Source organism: uncultured Mobiluncus sp., assembly GCF_902488535.1.
GTDB lineage: Bacteria > Actinomycetota > Actinomycetes > Actinomycetales > Actinomycetaceae > Mobiluncus.
Map to the genome: position 1 here is coordinate 1 of NZ_CABTWO010000029.1, position 14,785 is coordinate 14,785.

The window sequence follows — 14,785 nt, forward strand, 5'->3', positions numbered from 1 at the left end:
ATGCCCACGAAGCGTCCCAGTGTCCAGGTCGGCGACCCGTTCATGGAAAAAGTCCTGATTGAATGCTGTTTGGACCTGTTTAACGCCGGCGTGGTGGAGGCGATTCAAGACCTCGGTGCGGCGGGGATTTCCTGCGCGACCTCGGAACTGGCCGCCAACGGAGACTCGGGAATGCATGTGGACCTGGAGAAAGTCCTGTTGCGCGACCCGACTCTGACCGCTGGGGAAATCCTCATGAGCGAATCCCAAGAGCGCATGATGGCCATCGTCTCCCAGAGCCACCTCAGCGAGTTTGAGGACATTGTGCGCAAGTGGGACGTGGAATACGCCGTGATCGGCACGGTGACCGGGGACGGACGCTTGACCGTGGACCATCACGGCCAACGTATCGTGGACGTGGACCCGAAAACTGTCGCGATTGATTCGCCCGTGTATGACCGCCCTTATGCGAAACCGGCTTGGCAAGACGCGTTGAACGCGAACACGGTGCTGGAAGCGATGGCGCGTGACGAACTGGCGATGCCGGGGGATACCGACGTGGCGAAACTGCGCCAAGAAATCCTTGACGTGTGCGTGACCAGCCCGAACGCGGCAGCAAAGTCCTGGGTGACCGACCAATACGACCGTTACGTGCGCGGCAACACCGCTCTGTCCCAGCCTGATGATGCCGGGGTCATTCGCGTGGTCGAAGAGACCGGGCGCGGGGTGGCGCTGTCGACGGACGCGAACGGGTGGTACACGAAACTCGATCCTTACGCCGGGGCGCAGCAGGCGCTGGCGGAGGCCTACCGCAACGTGTGTACCGTCGGGGCACGCCCGGTGGCGATTACGGACTGCCTGAACTTTGGGAATCCTGAGGATCCGGACGCGATGTGGCAGCTGGTGACGGCGATGACGGGTCTGGCTGACGGCTGCGTCACCCTGAAAGTACCGGTGACCGGCGGTAATGTGTCGCTCTACAACTCGTCAGGAGACACGATGAGCCAGCCGGATTCTTCCATCAACCCGACCCCGGTGGTGGGGATGCTGGGTCTGATGGACTCGGTGACGCGGGTGGTGCCCGCCGGTTTTGTGGGCCAGGGTCAGCCGATTGTGCTGTTCGGCGCCAAAACGGCCGCGGAGCTGGACGGTTCGGCGTGGGCGCGGTTCCACGGTCATTTCGGTGGGCAGCCGCCGGTGGTGGATTTCGCTGCGGAACAGGCCTTGGGAGAAGTTTTGATTTCCGGCGCGAAACGTGCGTCTCACCTGGGGGCGCACGACCTCTCGAACGGCGGTTTGGCCCAGGCTCTGGTGGATATGGCGTGCCGTTTTGAAACCGGAGCGCGCCTGGATTTGCGCCAGTTGGAGGCCGAAACTGGGCTGGGCGCCACCGCGCTGCTGTTCAGTGAAACTCAGGCGCGAGCCGTGGCTTGTGTCCGCGAGGATCAGATAGACGCGGTGTGCCACTGGGCCGAGGCGGCCGGTGTCGGCGTGTGGCAAATCGGCGAAAGCGGTGGATCCGACCTGTCGATTACCCTCTCGCAGGGCGAAGTGCGTTTCTCGGTCAGGGAACTGGCCGACGCCAGCGCCCAGGTCCTGCCCACCCTGTTTGAGTGAGCCGTGCCGAGGGGTTATAACCGCGTAAGCCTGCATATTTTGCTGCTTTCGCATAGAATTACCACGTCAGCGGTTGGTGCTGACTCTAAGTCCAGAGGAGATAAACGATGGCGATTTTGACTATTGGTGATGAGTTTCCGGAGTACGACTTTCAGGCGGTAGTGGGCGGTGTACTCTCTGAGCTGCCCGTGAACAAGGAAGAAGACTACTTCACTCGGGTGCGCTCCGCTGACGTGCCGAAGGGTCAGTGGCGCCTGTTTATCATGTGGCCCAAGGACTTCACTTTTGTGTGCCCCACCGAGCTGGCCGGAATCGCCGGAGTGTACGAAGACCTGCAGGACCGCCACTGTGACGTGGTGGCGGTGAACACTGACTCCGAGTACGTTCACCTGGCTTGGCGCTCCAAGGACGAGCTGCTGAAAAACGTGCCGTTCCCGCTGGCCAGCGACCTGACTCAAGAATTCGTGAAAGCGGTCGGGGTTTTGAACCGCGATGGCGTGTGTGACCGCGCGTCTTACCTGGTCGACCCCGATAATCGGGTGCGTTTCGTCTCGGTCGACGACGGTTCGGTCGGGCGTAACGCTGAGGAGCTGGTGCGTCAGCTCGATGCCTTGCAGTCCGGCGGCTTGACCTCTTGTGGGTGGCATCCGGGCGAACCGACCCTCGATGTGTTCAAAGCGGCCACGAACTTGGTGTCGCTGTCTATCTGATTCTGTCTTCATCTTCATGACCGGGGAACCTCACGGGTTTCCCGGTCACTTTTTTGGTTTCGCGGCGTGCACAAGGGCGGTGGTGCGGCTGGCTCGGAAACGCCACGGAGCGTGTCCAAGATGCGGAACGATTCTTTTGTCAAGTGAGACAGGTGGTATATTTGGCGCAACAAAATTATTTAAACCAAAGGAGCGTAAACTCATGCATCCTAAACTAGAAAAAGTATTACAAGAAACTGATCATCGTAACCCCGGCGAACCGGAGTTCCTCCAGGCCTTGACCGAGGTACTCATCTCGCTGGATCCGATTATCGAACGGCACCCCGAATACGCTGATTACGGCCTGTTGGAGCGTCTGACCGAGCCGGAACGCCAGATTATTTTCCGCGTTCCCTGGGTTGATGACCACGGCGATGTCCAGGTCAACCGCGGCTACCGCGTGGAGTTCAACAGCGCGCTCGGCCCGTACAAGGGCGGCTTGCGTTTCCACAAGTCGGTGAACCGCAACATCATCAAGTTCCTGGGGTTCGAGCAAATCTTTAAGAACGCCTTGACGAACCAGGGCATCGGCGGCGGCAAGGGCGGTTCGGACTTCGACCCCCACGGCAAGTCAGATAACGAAGTCATGCTGTTCTGCCAGTCCTTCATGACCGAGCTCTACCGTCACATCGGCGACAAGACCGACGTCCCTGCTGGTGACATCGGTGTGGGCGGCCGCGAGATTGGCTACCTGTTCGGTCAGTACAAGCGTCTGACCGGCGTGCACGAGGCCGGTGTTTTGACCGGGAAAGGTCTGGGCTGGGGCGGTTCTCTGGTGCGTACCGAGGCGACCGGTTACGGTCAGGTCATGTTCGCCCGCTTCATGGCCGAGGATCGGGGCGAATCCCTGGAAGGCCGGACCTGCGCGGTTTCCGGTTCGGGCAACGTGGCGATCTACGCCATCGAAAAAGCCCAGCAGCTCGGCGCTAAGCCGGTGACCTGTTCGGATTCCAACGGCTGGGTGTATGACAAGGAAGGTATCGACCTGGATTTGCTCAAAGAGATTAAGGAAAAGCGCCGCGGTCGGGTTTCCGATTATGCCGCGCAGCGCCCCAGCGCGGAGTTCCACGATTCCGGTCGGGTTTGGGTCGTTCCCGTGGATGTGGCTCTGCCTGCCGCGACTCAAAACGAAATCGATGAAAACGACGCTCGGACCTTGGTTAAGAACGGCTGCAAGTATGTGGCGGAGGGCGCGAATATGCCCTCGACTCCCGAGGCTATTGATATCTTCCAGGCTGCTCCCGGAGTTTCCTACGCTCCGGGCAAGGCCGCTAACGCCGGTGGCGTGGGGACTTCCGCTTTCGAGATGGAACAGAATGCCTCGCGTTCCCACTGGTCTTTCGAGTATGCCGAGGAACGTTTGGAAGCCATGATGCGCGACATTCACACCGACTGCTTGGCCACCGCGGAGGATTACGGCAAGCCCGGCGACTACGTTTACGGTGCGAACATCACCGGTTTCCGCCGCGTTGCTGACGCCATGCTGGCTCACGGCGTCATCTGATTTTTGCCGCTTATACTAAAAAAACTGCTCGGTATGCCGTATGGCATACCGAGCAGTTTAAGCCGGTTTTGTTGAATGCTTAAACAGATTTTCAGCTGGTTTTGGCCAGGTTATCCAGGGCGGATTTGATTTATAAGGTGGGATATGGGCAGTAGCTGCAAATAATGGCAGCTACTGCCCATATCCCCCTAGTTAGCCACACCCGCGCGGGTATTGAACGAATTTTCCAGCATCGGGTTACAGGTTTTTCAGTTGCGCCAGGGCGGCCGCGGGGGACAGGTCCGAGGGGAAGTTGAATCCGGCGCGGGGCGACAGCGTCATGCCCTCCCAGATGACGGGCCCATCGACCGAGGTAGAGCGCTTGTACTGCTGGGTCAGGAAGCGGCGGTAAAACACTTCCAGCCATTTCAGTACTTCCTCGCGGGTAAAGTAGCGGCCCTCGTTTGACCAGTCGCCCGCGGAGTCTTTCGTGTCCCCGGCATCCTGGCACTTATCCGCGGTGTCCTGACACGTACACCCCTGTGGTTTGGTAAACGCTGCCAGCGCCAGGAACCCGACCAGGTCCGGTCCGGCCCCGCGCAGCGTGTGGTACAGGAAGAAATCGTGCAACAGGTACGGCCCGATTGACCCCTCGGTAGTCTGGTGTTGAGCCGTCCCGCCGCTCTCGTGGTCGGGAATCAGCTCCGGGGTGACATCGGTGGCGATGATGGATTCCACCGTGTCCAGCAGACCCGCGGGGTCGGCGACCAACTCGCGCTCGATGAGCACCTCGGTGGCCTCGCGAATCAGATCGGGCATCATCGACTTGGGCACGCCGCAGTTCACCGAATAGTGGCTCATGTGGTCCCCGACGCCGTAAGTCGTCCACCCCAGCGCACTTTCGGACAAATCCCCGGTCCCCAGCACGAATCCGCGGCGCTGATTGGCCAGCCGGAACAGGTAATCGCTGCGCAGCCCGGCTTGTACGTTCTCAAACGTGACGTCATAGACCGCCTCGCCGTATCCGGCGGGGTGTCCCATCGTTTTCAGCATCTCGGTCGCAGAAGGCCGGATGTCGATAAGTTCGCAGCCCACCCCGATGGCGTCGGCCAGTTTTTGGGCGTTGCCTTTCGTGTGTTCCGAAGTGGCGAAACCCGGCAGGGTAAAAGTGAGGATATCCGCCTTGAAGTCGTTGCTTTCGCGGTTCGGCTCCGCCGTCTGCTGCGCCGACTCATGCGCTCTCGCGCTGTCGCGGGTGGCTTTAGCCGCCGTTGCGACCAGCAGGGCCAGCGTCGAGTCCAGGCCGCCAGAAATCCCCAAAACAATGTTCGAATCCCCCAATGCCTGCAAGCGCCGCACCAGGGCGTCGCGCTGTATATCGAAGGCTTCGCGCAGGTCAGCCCGGTAGCGCCGGTCCGTCACGGGAACCAGGGGACGTTGTGCGGGCGGCTCCAGCAGGGGAATCTCGGTGTCCAAATCCAGCGCCACCTCGAAGTTTCCGTATCCGGTCAGCTCGGTATAGCCAGGACCGGTGTAGCGCACCGCCCGTGCCAGTTCCGGCAGCACGATGTCAGCCAGGGTCAAACCGGCACTGCTCAGGTGCGTTTCCGCAGCCAGGACCTGACCATCGGCGGCTATAAATCCGCTGGCGCTGTAAGCCCCGTCGGTGGAGGATTCGCCGTGGGAGCCAATCGTTTGCACGACTGCCAGGTGCAGGTCACGAGAGAGGGTGCGAGCCGCGCGGTGCAGGTGACGGGTGGAGCCGACCGTGTGTGCCGGTGCGGCCAGGTGGGCGATGACGGTGGCGGTGGGCAAGGAATTACCTGACATGGCCGCGCCGAAAGAATTGCAGGTATAAAAGCTCACCGGAGCCGGATTGTCGGCTACGGCCAGCCGGTTCAGCGAGCCGACGACCGGCAAAATATGCAGTCCCGGCAGGTTCGTGGCCGAAAATCCCCAGCTCTGGTCCAAGTCATCGTGAGCCTCTCCGCCCCAAATAGACACGGCCCGTGACACCCCGCCGAGCCTGGCCCCGACGATGATGACTATCGAAAGGTCTGCGGTCTGGGTCGCAATCCAATGCAGTGCCGAAACGGTGGCGTTGGCGACCGCGGTGTTCGCTCCCCAATCGCCGAGGGTGACGCCGGTCAAGCAGTCTTGCGGGAACACCACCAGGGCGGCGTGTTGGGCGGCGGCAGCCCGAGCCAATTCGACGATTTGGCGGGCATTGGCGTGGGGGTCTCCCAGCTGGATGGTAAAAGTCGCGCTGGCTACGCGCGCGATTCCGTGAGCATAGATGTTATCCATGAAACCAGTTTAGTCGCCTGCGGTCGCCCGCGGTCCTATCCGCCAATACACCAACCCACCAACTCACCAATCCGCCCTCGGCCGCACGTACCGACACTCCACGGTCGCCCCGACTGGCCCAGATACACGGACTTAACACATACCCCCACTTTGGGCCCACATTCCGCTTAGAATTAACCCGAAAGGGGTACGTGATGGAACACCTGGTACGCAAAACCGCGATAAAACTGGCTGATGGCCGCGATTTGTTCTATTTTGACGATTCTGAGCCCTATGTTTCCGGGCGGGCCACTCGCCGCAGCGACGATCCGCGTCCGCTGCCGCCTCGATTTGAGTCGGAGAATGGAACGGCGGTGTCGGGCCCGATTATGCGCCGCGACCCGTTGACGGGGGATTGGATTCCGATGGCGGCTCACCGCATGAACCGCACTTTCCTGCCGCCCGCCGACGCCAACCCGCTCGGGCCGGCGCGTCCGGGCGCGACCTACCAAGACGGCGAAATCCCCGACACCGACTATGACGTGGTGGTTTTTGAAAACCGTTTCCCTTCCCTGCTGGAAGTCCCCGGCGTAAACAATGCCGAAACCCACCCGGACGGCCAGGACTTGTTCTGTGAGCGTCCCGCCAATGGACGCTGCGAAGTCGTGTGTTTCGGCCCGGATTTACACACGAACCTGGTTTCGATGGGACCGCACCGAATGCGAACCGTCATTGAGGCCTGGGCGGACCGCACCGCCGCGCTGTCGGCGTTGCCCCAGATAAAACAGGTTTTCGTGTTTGAAAATCACGGCGAGGACATCGGGGTAACTCTGTCTCACCCGCACGGGCAAATCTATGCTTACCCTTACCTGACGCCGAAGACCGCGGCGATGTTGCGCCAGGCGCGAGCGCTGGCGGAAAAAACCGGCGACCCCGAGGTGAACCTCATTGCCTCGGTGCGGGACGCAGAAGTCCGGGCGGGCACGCGCCTGGTCGCGGAAAATTCTCACTGGGTGCTCTATGTTCCGGTCGCGGCGCGTTGGCCCATCGAGTTTCACCTGGTGCCGCGGCGAATCGTGCCGGATTTCGCGGCTCTGGATGCGGCTCAACGTGAATCGCTGGCCGACATTTACCTAAAGATGATGATTGTGGCGAACCATTTTCATCGCGAGCCGGCCCGCGGCGAGGACGCGCAGCCGGGGGCATATCTGCCGGTCAACTATATTTCGGCGTGGCATCAAGCGCCGGTGTCGCCCGCGGACGGTCGCGGCCAGCTGGGCTTGCACTGCGAGTTTTTCTCTTTCTTGCGCGCGCCGGGCAAACTGAAATACCTGGCGGGTTCCGAATCTGGCATGGGCGCCTGGATTTCCGACACGACCCCGGAACGGATTGCCACCCGCGCCCGCCAGGCGGCCCACGAGTGCGTGGAGCTGGACGCTTTTGCGGGCCTGGATTACCCCACGACTTTTCACTAGACCCCCACTCCCGCCCCCGGTACCCGTCCGAACGGTAAACCAAGTCAACCGCCCTTCTGAACTTAATACATAAATCCCCACCACGAAACGAGGCAAATCATGAGCGACGCCACCCCCGCCACCCCCGCCAATCCGGGCAACACCACGGCCACCCCGGACCAATCCCAGCCGCTATTCATGAACCCCTACACGTTGGAACAGGGTCGGACGCGTGCCACCGACTTGTTTTGGAAAACGTTTGGTGCCGAGCCCGAGGGTGTGTTTCGCGCCCCGGGACGGGTCAATGTCATCGGGGAGCACACGGATTACAACGGTGGGGTCGCGCTGCCGATGGCTCTGCCTCACGCGACCTATGCCGCGATGAGCCCGCGCTCGGACCGCCGATTACGCCTCATTTCGGCCCAGTTTGACGCGCAGAGCGAGGCTCTGGAACTGGACTTGGACGAGTTTTCCCGCGGTTTGACCGACGCGATTCCCGAGGACGGTTCGCGCCTGGTGCGCGGCCCGGCGGCTTACGTGGGCGGCACGATTTTGAGCCTGGAGGACGTGTTGGAGCAGCCGGGGGCGGCGACCGGTTTCGATATCGCGGTGGATTCCTGCGTGCCGCTGGGGTCGGGGCTGTCCTCGTCGGCGGCGCTGGAATGTGCCGTCGCGGTCGGGGTGGACGCGCTGTGCGGTTTCGGCTTGGCTGATTCGATTCCGGGCCGCCACCAGCTGGTTGACGCGGGTCGGCGGGCGGAAAACTTCTATGTCGGAGCGCCCACCGGCGGGCTGGATCAGGCGGCGGCGCTGCTGAGCCACCCCAACCAGGTGTTCCTGCTGGATTGCCGGACTTTTGAGACTATTGATTTCCCGTTTGCGCTGGCCCAAGCGGGGATGGAGCTGCTGGTCATCGATACGCGGGCGCGTCATGATTTGGCTGACGGCCAATACGCGGCGCGCCGCCAGACATGCGAGATTGCGGCCGCGGCGATGGGCGTGGAATTCCTGGGCGAACTGGCCGGGGTGCTGCAGCCCTCTGATTTCGACCGACCGCTGGAAAACCCTGATATTGCCACGATTTTGCCGCGTTTGTCCAAGCGTCTGGGCGAGGGCGAGGCGGCGGCGGAGGTGTTTCGCCGGGCTCGCCACGTGCTCACCGAAATCGTGCGGACCCGCAACTTTGCCTACGAGTTGATGCGTCCCACGGTGGATTGGCGCAAACTGGGACGCATGATGAGCGAGTCTCACGAGTCCCTGCGGGTCGATTATGAGGTCAGCTGCCCGGAGTTGGATTTGGCGGTGCAGGCGGCGATGCAGGCCGGCGCGTTGGGGGCGCGTATGACGGGCGGAGGTTTCGGCGGCTGTGCTATCGCGCTGGTTGACCTGGATGACGTGGATCGGGTTGCTCGTGCTGTGACTGCCGCGTTTAGCCAAGCCGGTTGGCAAGCGCCGGCGTTCCTGGTGGGCGAGCCTTCCGCTGCTGCCGGCCAGGTTTAGTTCACTGTCGGTTCGTCACAAGCTCGGTGTGTCACAAGGTCGGGGCGGTGGCTCGGCGCGTTTCGGCCGGCCCCGCGAAAGGCCAACGCGGCAAAAGACTCGGACTCGAGCCGCACTTGGGACATTACTCGAGCTAGCCCCCGAAATGGCTGTACCCGAGACGGCTTGGATTCAGCCCCGTAAAAGGAAACACTTGACCCGCACTTGACCCGGACTTAAGCCAGCGCAGCTCGGACGGCGAAAAGGCCGGCCCTGCAATAAAAAGGCTCGCGCAGCAAAATACCCGGACTCGAGCCGTCTCAGCGTGGGCAACAAACAGTCAGGCTTGACCTGCACTTGGCCAACACTTGGCCCGTGCTTGAGCCAGCATAGCCCGGACAGCGAAAAGGCCGGCCCTGCAAAAGGACCGGCCCTACGCGTCTCTAGGGTCTTAGTTCATCAACAACTTTTGAGCGGCAGCGGTGCTGATGCTTTGCGCCGCAGTCGCGGCTTGCGGTGCCGCGGCGATAGCGGACTTCGCGTCCCTCGCGGCCGCGCCAGCCTGGTCGGGAGTCATGGCCGGTCCGCCCAGTTCGTCCAGGTTGCCGGTCAGGGAGTTGAACAGCCCGCCCAGCGCAAAGGTTTGCGCCGCGATTTGAATCTTGGCGTGGGACACCAGCAAATCAGCGCGTTCCACGGATTTCATCGAGGTGGCTTTGTCATCCAGGTTAATGGCCGCGATTCCGCGTCCGCCGGTGGCCAGCAGGGAGGCCAGGTCGCGCAAATCCGGGGAGCCGACCGAAACGGTCACGCCCGCGCCGTGCGCGCCAGGGGCGATAGAAAAATCGGTGCCGTCCAGGACGGCTCCGCCCTGGTAGCGAGCCCCGTGCAGGGTCTGATCCAGTTTCGCCAGTCCGTCAGCTAACGCCAAGCGGGCGGAGGGGTCGGATTTACCGGCGGCAACTACGCTGTGAATCCACTCGAGGTGTTTCGCGGCGGTATCCAGGTTTTCGTTGGCGACACGCAAAACTTCCACCCCGCGCTGGGCGGCGTTCAGTGTCTGGTGGGTCTGGCCGACTTTGGCCGCCAGCGGGTTCGCCCGCAAATCCAAGGAATCCACGCGGCTGGGCGCGGCGGCTTGATGGAGGGACTCGGCTTTCTGAGCCGCGGCGCTCTGAGCTGCCTGCTGCATCGCCAGCAGACTGGCATTGGTATTGGTGGTCAGTTGAACAACCATGATGGCCTTCCTTAGCGTGTATCGTCGTTCCGGTAATCCTGGGACATAAAGTTTGTTTTTGGTGACCCGCCTGGTCACCAAGCTGTTGAATCAATGATAACATCCTGAAAGCAACCTGGGAATAGAAAGATTTTATATTCGTGGCAAAGAAGATTTCTGACACGGTCGGTCGGACCGCGGTTTTCGCTTGGATTTCCGGGGTTTGCGGCGTTCCCGAGACCGGTTCCGGCGAGCCTGCGCTCTCGCCGTGGTCCCCGGATTTGATAGGACATTTGCCCGAGTTGAGTGCGTCAGTGCCCCGGCCCACGGTGGCGACCGCGGTTCGGTTTACCCTGCAGCTGTTAGAAGCGCGGGCGCCGGGTCAGGCGGTGGAAGTGCGGGTTCCGCCGTTCGGGGCGGTGCAGATTCTGCCGGGGACGACGCATCGGCGCGGGACCCCGCCGGCGGTTATTGAGATGCCTGCCGAGGTGTGGCTGGCGTTGGCGGTCGGGGGTTTGCCCTGGTCGATGGCGATTTCACAAGGGTTGGTGGCGGCTTCGGGGAATCGTGCGGACCTGGGGGAGCTGTTGCCGCTGCGGATCTAAACCGCCGCGCGGCACCTCCGCACCACCGCACGCCCGCGCGTCCCCGGAAAGGGCGACGGAACTACCTTGTGCAGTGTGAGCGGTGAGGGCGCCAGCAACGATGAGAGAGCGCCAGCAAAGAAAAGGGCGTCGCGCGGGGAAACTCGCCCCTCAAGAATCGGTGGCAGCGGCCAGGTTAGGACAGCAACCGCAGAGCGGAAGACGTCGACGTGTTCGCTTGGGCGGTGAAAGCAGCGGCGCCGGATTGGGCCAGTTGCGCTACCGTGTTGGCGACCAGGTTCTTAGCCAGAGCGGGGGTACCGCCGGTGGCGGCGCCCAACAGCTTGGAGCTGGAGTTCATCGCGTCTACGGTCGAGGCGGTAGCGTCGCTCAAACCGGTGCGGACCTGGGCGACCGCGCCTTGGGCGATGTCTAAGCCCTGCGAGACTGCCGGGTTGGCGTCGCGGGTGGCGTTCGGGGTGGCCAACAGGCCGGCGAAACCCTGGAGTCCCAAGCCTTCGGTGTCGAAACCTTTGCCGTTGGGCAGGGTGGCGTCGATGGTGACGCGGGTGGAATCGCCGACGGTGAAGGTGGCGCGGAACCGGCCGTCCAGCGTCTTGTGACCGGCGAAAGATTCGTTGTCGACCAGGCTGTCCAGGCGGTGAGCCAAGGTCCCGAAAGCTTCGGTCAGTTCGGCGCGCCGGGTGCCGGTCAGGGATTTGTTGGACAGTTCCGTCACGATGGTTTTCATGCCGGCGAGGACTTCATCGGTTTTGCCCAAGGATGCGTTGACCGCGTTGGCAGTGGTGACTGCGGCTTGGGCGGTCTGGGATTTAAAGTTTTCGGTGGCGACTTCCGCGCGAGTGTTGGAAGTGGGGGAAACTTTGACTTCGTCGCCGAAACCGTCAATCTTCCCGGAATCAGCGTTGACCTGCGTGGTTGCGGGGGCAACCGGAGCAGCCTTGGCGGCTCCCCGCAGGGCGTCCAGACCGGCACTCAGCCCGGAGGTTCCCTGGTGTGCGGCGGCGAGTTCTTTGGAGGTCGCGGCATTATTCCACGGGGTAATCAGGTTGTTCGCCTGGTAATTGCCCAAACCATTCAGCTGCATCTACGACTCCAATATAGATTTGTTCGGCTCTACTAGCCTCGGTGACTTACACCTAACATGTTCGGCAGTTTTCGTCGCCGTATTAGAAATTTTATGGAGCATTTGCGCAGGAAATCGCCATTTCAGGGAATTGTTAGGACAATTAAACTCGGCGTGTTGCCTTGACCTTTGCTAACGCTAACCGGTAGTGGGAAAAATTACCGCCTGGTAAGGGGTAAAATTATTGCAAATTCAAGGAAAACTCGGTTTTATTTCAGCCATTTTCCAGGCGGGGCGACCCTGTTTTACCCCTCGCGCCAGGCGGCTTTTGGGAGTACAGTTTTATACAGAATCTATAAGCTTTATTGACCTTTTCATGGTCAAGTTTCACCGAGGAGTTTGCGATGTCTCAATCAGCGAAAGGAAAGGGAATCAAGGTCAGCGCGGGCGGGCCGTACCTGGTGACCGGCGGAGTGCCGCTGCGAGAGGCGCGGATTCACCCCGAGGGGCCGGGCTACACCTGGGATCCGGGGCGTGACTTGCCCCAGGGCGAAACGTATGCCCTGTGCCGCTGCGGATTATCCTCTGACAAGCCGTTTTGTGACGGTTCGCATCGTCAGGCGAACTTCGTGGGGACGGAAACGGCCAATCACCAGCCCTATACCGAACGCATCGACATTGTGGAAGGTCCCCAGCTGCGGATGGGCGACGACGGACGCTGCGCTTACGCTCGGTTTTGTCACGGGCCAGCCGGGGACGCGTGGACGCAGGTCGCCGCGGCGCAAACTCCGGCGGAAGTGGCGGCGGCCACCAAGGTGATTGACGAATGCCCGGCCGGCCGCTTGACGCGCCTGGATTCCCAGGGCGCCGTGCAGGAACCGGACTTGGAGCCGCTGGTGGTCGTCACCCAAGACCCCCAAAATGAGTGCTCCGCCGGAATCTACGTCCAGGGTGGGATCCCGTTGACGGACGCGAACGGGCAGACTTACCCGGTTCAAAATCGCTACGTGCTCTGCCGCTGTGATGACTCCAAGAATGCTCCGTTTTGTGACGCCAGCCACGTGAACATCGTCTTTGACGACGGGCATATCAACGGCTGACCCCGGGCGGGCGGCATTTGTCCGGTCATTTGCACAAGCCGAATCGGACTATTCACATTTCCCCCACCACCCCTTACACTAAATTTTGCGGTGTAATTTCGGGAAAACCGAAATCCGCCCCGCCCGAGGGCAAGGAATGTTCCTCGGTGATGGGTCGACGCTCGGCGTTTGGCCCCTCAGAAATGACCCCAAGGATGGTGGGAGCGATGACCACGTTAATTGTGGATGGATACTCCGTCGCCATGTCGCCAGGCATGTCAGCGGCGGGTTTTTCTGCGCCCGGCGCCGGCTCTTCTGATCAGTCTGGCGCCTCCGAACTGCCTCTGCCCAGCTCGGAACCCAGCTATGAACCCTCGATTGATACTTCCGGTATGCCCTCTCACCTGGCTTATGCCGTGAACAGTTTCGTGTCCAGCGATGGCGGCGCGGCACCGATTCGCACCAGCTATGCAGCTGGCTCCACGCCGAGCCCTCGCGGCAGTTCGATGCCTCGAAGCCGGATTTCTGGGGAAGCTGTGGGTCTGTCAAAGTTTTCCTCCCCGCCACCCTCCAGTTCCAAAAATGTGCGAGCGGGAGCCGCCCAATCTATCCAAACCAACACCATGGCTCTAAACGCCTACCGAAATGTGTTTTCGGCTCAGCAGATCTTGAACCAGTCCCTGCAGCGACTCTCGACGGGACGCCGGATTAATTCGGCAGCTGACGATGCGGCCGGATTGGGAGTTGCGGAAAGTGTTAGATCCCAAGTGTTGGGCACCAAACAGGCGGTCCGTAATGCTCAGGACGGTATCTCGCTGGTGCAAACGGCCGATGGGGTATTGGGAACTGTGCACAGTTTGTTGCAGCGGATGCGAGTCCTCGCGGTGCAGGGCGCCAATGCTACTAATACCGATGCAAACAGTACCTCTATCGCTGGGGAAATGGACGCGCTGCGCCAAGAAATCGGGCGTATCGGCCAGGCTACCGAAGCGATGGGCCGGAAAATTTTGGGAGGCCGCTACACCGAGCCAGCCGACGCTCTGCGTTTTCAGATTGGAGCGGGGGCGACCGAATTTGACACCATCGCGATTACTTTTGTGGACGTGGTGGACATCGCCCGTGCCCAACTGGGTCAGATCCCTCAGGATGCCGGCGCTAACGCTTTCCGGGAAGCCATCACGAACATTGACGACCAAATCGAGGTCATCTCTGGGGCGCGAGCCAGCCTGGGAGCGGTGCAAAACCGTTTTGAATCCACCATAGACTATCTCAATGTCTCGGTGGAAAACTTGTCTTCTGCCCACGGTCGCATGCAGGATGCGGACATGGCGGTGGAAACCATGAACTATATGCGAGGCCGGATCCTGAGCCAATCTTCCAACGCGGTATTGTCCCAGGCGCTGTCTGCTCCTCGCGGAGTTTTGACGCTGCTCAGCGCAGCTTAGCCTCTGTCCGGGGTAAACCGCGCCGGTCGGTCATTACCCTATGGGAACGAAAATGTCAGCTAAATCGGGAATTTCCCTTGATTGTGCGAACAATTGCAGTAAAATTAAGTACTGGAATGAATTTTCCTAAAGTTTCTTGTCTGCCATCCGATTGAGGGGGTTGTCAGACAGGAAGTCTGGCGCAAGGCTACCAGGACGGTAAAATGCCGGCTGGTCTAATCAGGAGGATTTTAAAATGGCTTTGTCTATTAATCAGAACATCATGGCTATGAATAGCTACCGTAACTTGTCGGCTACTCAGGGTGGCTTGGCGAAGTCTTTGGAGAA

General features: G+C 61.0%; 11 protein-coding genes. 8 read left to right on the forward strand and 3 right to left on the reverse strand.

The genetic code is table 11. From position 1 onward, the window contains the following. The 3 genes from RDL66_RS08460 to gdhA all read left to right on the forward strand — a co-directional run. Positions 1-1,596 (forward strand): AIR synthase-related protein (locus RDL66_RS08460; protein ID WP_308536518.1); only part of this gene is annotated, 1,596 nt, incomplete at its 5' end. Between the two features lie 107 nt (positions 1,597-1,703). Further along, on the forward strand, positions 1,704-2,306 hold the full coding sequence (locus tag RDL66_RS08465) for a redoxin domain-containing protein (RefSeq protein WP_308536520.1): 603 nt from the start codon (positions 1,704-1,706) through the stop codon (positions 2,304-2,306). Between the two features lie 202 nt (positions 2,307-2,508). Further along, positions 2,509-3,849, forward strand: a complete 1,341-nt coding sequence (gdhA, locus tag RDL66_RS08470) for an NADP-specific glutamate dehydrogenase (RefSeq protein WP_299294747.1) — start codon at positions 2,509-2,511, stop codon at positions 3,847-3,849. Between the two features lie 237 nt (positions 3,850-4,086). Here the strand turns inward: gdhA and RDL66_RS08475 are convergent, their stop codons facing one another. Then, on the reverse strand, positions 4,087-6,135 hold the full coding sequence (locus RDL66_RS08475; RefSeq protein ID WP_308536521.1) for an NAD(+) synthase: 2,049 nt from the start codon (positions 6,133-6,135) through the stop codon (positions 4,087-4,089). Positions 6,136-6,329: 194 nt separating this feature from the next. Between RDL66_RS08475 and galT the strand changes: the two genes are divergently transcribed. Beyond that, a complete protein-coding gene (gene galT / locus RDL66_RS08480) occupies positions 6,330-7,589 on the forward strand; it encodes a galactose-1-phosphate uridylyltransferase (RefSeq protein ID WP_308536522.1) in 1,260 nt (419 codons plus the stop codon). Positions 7,590-7,688: 99 nt separating this feature from the next. Next, the gene (galK, locus tag RDL66_RS08485) at positions 7,689-9,068 is read left to right on the forward strand and encodes a galactokinase (RefSeq protein ID WP_308536523.1); all 1,380 of its coding nucleotides are present in this window, start codon (positions 7,689-7,691) and stop codon (positions 9,066-9,068) included. 430 nt (positions 9,069-9,498) lie between these two features. Here the strand turns inward: galK and RDL66_RS08490 are convergent, their stop codons facing one another. After that, entirely contained in the window at positions 9,499-10,284 is a 786-nt protein-coding gene (locus RDL66_RS08490; protein ID WP_308536524.1) for a hypothetical protein, read from the reverse strand. Positions 10,285-10,544: 260 nt separating this feature from the next. On the opposite strand from RDL66_RS08490, the gene RDL66_RS08495 reads away from it, so the two are divergent. After that, positions 10,545-10,868 (forward strand): sterol carrier family protein, encoded by a 324-nt coding sequence (locus tag RDL66_RS08495; protein WP_374042923.1) that lies wholly within the window; start codon positions 10,545-10,547, stop codon positions 10,866-10,868. A 175-nt stretch (positions 10,869-11,043) separates the two neighbouring features. On the opposite strand, the gene RDL66_RS08500 is transcribed toward RDL66_RS08495, so the two are convergent. Continuing rightward, positions 11,044-11,955, reverse strand: coding sequence for a hypothetical protein (locus tag RDL66_RS08500; RefSeq protein ID WP_308536528.1), 912 nt, complete (start codon positions 11,953-11,955; stop codon positions 11,044-11,046). A gap of 383 nt (positions 11,956-12,338) precedes the next feature. Here RDL66_RS08500 and RDL66_RS08505 point away from each other — a divergent pair, with 383 nt between their 5' ends. Both RDL66_RS08505 and RDL66_RS08510 read left to right on the forward strand, forming a co-directional pair. After that, positions 12,339-13,034, forward strand: a complete 696-nt coding sequence (locus RDL66_RS08505; protein WP_308536529.1) for a CDGSH iron-sulfur domain-containing protein — start codon at positions 12,339-12,341, stop codon at positions 13,032-13,034. Between the two features lie 206 nt (positions 13,035-13,240). Further along, a complete protein-coding gene (locus RDL66_RS08510) occupies positions 13,241-14,458 on the forward strand; it encodes a flagellin (protein ID WP_308536530.1) in 1,218 nt (405 codons plus the stop codon). The last annotated feature ends 327 nt before the right edge of the window (positions 14,459-14,785 follow it).

Excerpts from the sequence above, each read along its gene's own strand:
- RDL66_RS08465 (WP_308536520.1), top strand. The coding sequence starts at position 1,704 with ATGGCGATTTTGACTATTGGTGATGAGTTTCCGGAGTACGACTTTCAG.
- gdhA (WP_299294747.1), top strand. The coding sequence starts at position 2,509 with ATGCATCCTAAACTAGAAAAAGTATTACAAGAAACTGATCATCGTAAC.
- RDL66_RS08475 (WP_308536521.1), bottom strand. The coding sequence starts at position 6,135 with ATGGATAACATCTATGCTCACGGAATCGCGCGCGTAGCCAGCGCGACT.
- galT (WP_308536522.1), top strand. The coding sequence starts at position 6,330 with ATGGAACACCTGGTACGCAAAACCGCGATAAAACTGGCTGATGGCCGC.
- galK (WP_308536523.1), top strand. The coding sequence starts at position 7,689 with ATGAGCGACGCCACCCCCGCCACCCCCGCCAATCCGGGCAACACCACG.
- RDL66_RS08490 (WP_308536524.1), bottom strand. The coding sequence starts at position 10,284 with ATGGTTGTTCAACTGACCACCAATACCAATGCCAGTCTGCTGGCGATG.
- RDL66_RS08500 (WP_308536528.1), bottom strand. The coding sequence starts at position 11,955 with ATGCAGCTGAATGGTTTGGGCAATTACCAGGCGAACAACCTGATTACC.
- RDL66_RS08505 (WP_308536529.1), top strand. The coding sequence starts at position 12,339 with ATGTCTCAATCAGCGAAAGGAAAGGGAATCAAGGTCAGCGCGGGCGGG.
- RDL66_RS08510 (WP_308536530.1), top strand. The coding sequence starts at position 13,241 with ATGACCACGTTAATTGTGGATGGATACTCCGTCGCCATGTCGCCAGGC.